The organism is Gluconacetobacter entanii (assembly GCF_013155425.1).
GTDB lineage: Bacteria > Pseudomonadota > Alphaproteobacteria > Acetobacterales > Acetobacteraceae > Novacetimonas > Novacetimonas entanii.
The window spans coordinates 1-2,350 of the sequence record NZ_JABJWD010000129.1 but is presented as its reverse complement, the minus strand read 5'-3'; the positions used below and the strand labels follow the sequence as shown (position 1 = coordinate 2,350).

3 protein-coding genes and 1 riboswitch are annotated in these 2,350 nt (G+C 67.0%); all 3 genes read right to left on the bottom strand.

What is annotated here, in order from left to right; all coding sequences use genetic code 11:
- On the bottom strand, nucleotides 1-375 hold a 375-nt coding region (locus tag HNH97_RS16635), incomplete at its 3' end, for a hypothetical protein (RefSeq protein WP_110914605.1).
- A gap of 304 nt (nucleotides 376-679) precedes the next feature.
- Nucleotides 680-1,648 (bottom strand): homoserine O-succinyltransferase, encoded by a 969-nt coding sequence (locus HNH97_RS16630; RefSeq protein ID WP_171791631.1) that lies wholly within the window; start codon nucleotides 1,646-1,648, stop codon nucleotides 680-682.
- A 46-nt stretch (nucleotides 1,649-1,694) separates the two neighbouring features.
- A riboswitch (SAM-I-IV-variant riboswitch) is annotated at nucleotides 1,695-1,803 on the bottom strand.
- 28 nt (nucleotides 1,804-1,831) lie between these two features.
- On the bottom strand, nucleotides 1,832-2,341 hold the full coding sequence (locus tag HNH97_RS16625; RefSeq protein WP_171791632.1) for a flavin reductase: 510 nt from the start codon (nucleotides 2,339-2,341) through the stop codon (nucleotides 1,832-1,834).
- Nucleotides 2,342-2,350: the final 9 nt, after the last annotated feature.

Sequence of the window (2,350 nt, the reverse complement as noted above, 5' to 3'; positions counted from 1 at the left end):
GTCGGGCGGGGGCTGCGCGGGGTCACGCTGCACGTTCGGGGCGTTCATGCCGGGGGGAATATATTCCTCGCTGGTGGGGGATTTCCCGTGCGACATGCGCGACTGCCGCGCCTTGTCCCCCAGCGCCTGGTGGTCCTGGAGGTAGGGCGCGTTGTTGTAGTCGGACGCAGGCTTGCGCTGCACCCGTTCGGAATGGTTCTGGATGGAGGACTGGCCACTGCGGTCGGTCGCCGCCTTGTCCGGCATGTCCTGTGTCGGGCTGTTCGGGACCGTGGCCCCCGGCGTGGGCTGGGCCTGTGCGGCCGCCACCGGCAGGGCGCATGACAGCGCCAGTGCAAGGGCGGGTAGCGTGATGGTGTGTGTCGGTCGGGTCATGGTGAGGAACTCCCTTGTCCGAAGACCGGACACCCGCATGGCCACGGGGCGCACCGGGCTGTCCCACACGAACGCGCGGTGCCCGGGCGCAGTTGCGCCCCGCCTCCCCGCCAAAGGGACATTGCCCGTTGGAAACCGGTATTTTAACGAATCAGGGTGCAGGGATCGCGATCCCTGCCGGGTCCGGGCGGAGCCCGGATGGTGCGCGTTGCGACTGCCTCAGGGGCTTTGCCCCCGAACCCCCACCAAAGGGCATTGCCCTTTGGAAACCATGACTTTTAACGAATCAGGGTGTGCTGGCCGCTTATGCCGGTCCTGCGGCGACGGGTTCGCGCACGCGCGGGCTTCCGGCGTGGGGGCGGCCGATGCGGGTGATGTCGAACGGCGTGGTCTGGTAGATGCGGTTGATCCAGTTCCCCGCCAGCAGGTGCGCATGGCTGCGCCAGCGGTTGATCGGCGCGCGGGTGGGATCGTCATCGGGGAAGTAGTTGTAGGGCACGCCAATGTCCATCCCGGCCTCGATATCGCGGAAATACTCGTCGGCCAGCGACGTGGAATCATATTCCAGGTGGTTGAACATGTGCAGCGAATGGTGCGACGGGTCATCAAGCAGGCACAGCCCCGTCTGCGCGCTTTCGGCCAGGACGGTCATGCCGCTGTGGGCGGGGATGTCCTCGCGCCGCACCTCGGTCCAGCGGGAAACGGGCACGCAGACATCATCGGAAAACCCGACGAGGTAGGGCGACGCGGGCACCAGCACGCGATGCCCGTACACCCCGAACGCCTTTTGCGGCAGGCAGTGTTTGGGCATGCCATGGAAATGATGCACCGCCGCCTGCGCCGCCCAGCAGATGTTGAGACATCGGTGCACGTTCGTCTGGGTCCAGTCGAACACGCGGCGCAGTTCGTCCCAGTAGGTGACATCGGAAAATGACAGGCGTTCCACCGGGGCGCCGGTGATGATGAACCCGTCGAAGCGTTCGGCGCGCACATCTTCCCACGCGCGGTAGAACGAGGTCATGTGGTCGGCGGAGGTATGGCGCGGGACATGGCCGCTGATGCGCACCAGCGTCAGTTCGACCTGCAGCGGCGTCGCCCCGATCAGGCGGGCGATCTGGGTTTCGGTGCAGATCTTGTTGGGCATCAGGTTCAGAAGCCCGATCCGCAGGGGCCGCACATCCTGGCGGATGGCGTCGGCCTCGCCCATGACCATGACGCCTTCGCGTTCCAGCGTGGCGCGGGCGGGAAGATCGTCGGGAATCCTGATCGGCATTTACGTTCGTGCTCCAACTACGTCTTGTCGGGACGAACGCGTGTGGCTTGATCCGTTTGGTTGCCGGGTCCGGCCACATCCTTCCTTGCGGAAGCGCCACCTTGCCCGGAACGGCAGGTTGGCGTTGGGCGTCGCCCCAACTCCTGATGCTGGCGACCCTTCTATGCCCGCCCGCGCGCCATTTCAAGCCCGAAAAGCATCCTCCCCATCCTGTGAAGCCCGGCCATAGCCACGCCTGAACCACAGCAGCGCGGGCGGCGTGGCCTCCGTGGCGTGGGTGATGGCGATGACATGGGCGAACGCCACCGCATGCGTGCCGACATCGCGGACATCGCTGATGCGGCAGTCAAGGCTGGCAAGTGCCCCCTCCAGCAGTGGCGCGCCGGTCGCCCCGCGCCGCCACGTGGCGCCCGCAAAGCGTTCGGCCATCGTGTAACGGCGGCTGGCGAAACGGTCCGACAGGGCGGACTGCCCCGCATGCAGCACATTGATCGCCAGCACCCCGTGGCGCACGATATGCGGATGCGCGCTGGCGGTGCGGTTGATGCACACCAGCACGGTCGGCGGCGTGTCGGACACGCTGCACACGGCCGACGCGGTAAAGCCATGCGCGCCCCCCGGGCCATCGGTGGTGACGATGCTGATGGCGCTCGCCAGTGCGGCCATGCCATCGCGAAAGGCGGCGGTGGACAGGGCGGGGGC

Excerpts from the sequence above, each read along its gene's own strand:
- HNH97_RS16630 (WP_171791631.1), bottom strand. The coding sequence starts at position 1,648 with ATGCCGATCAGGATTCCCGACGATCTTCCCGCCCGCGCCACGCTGGAA.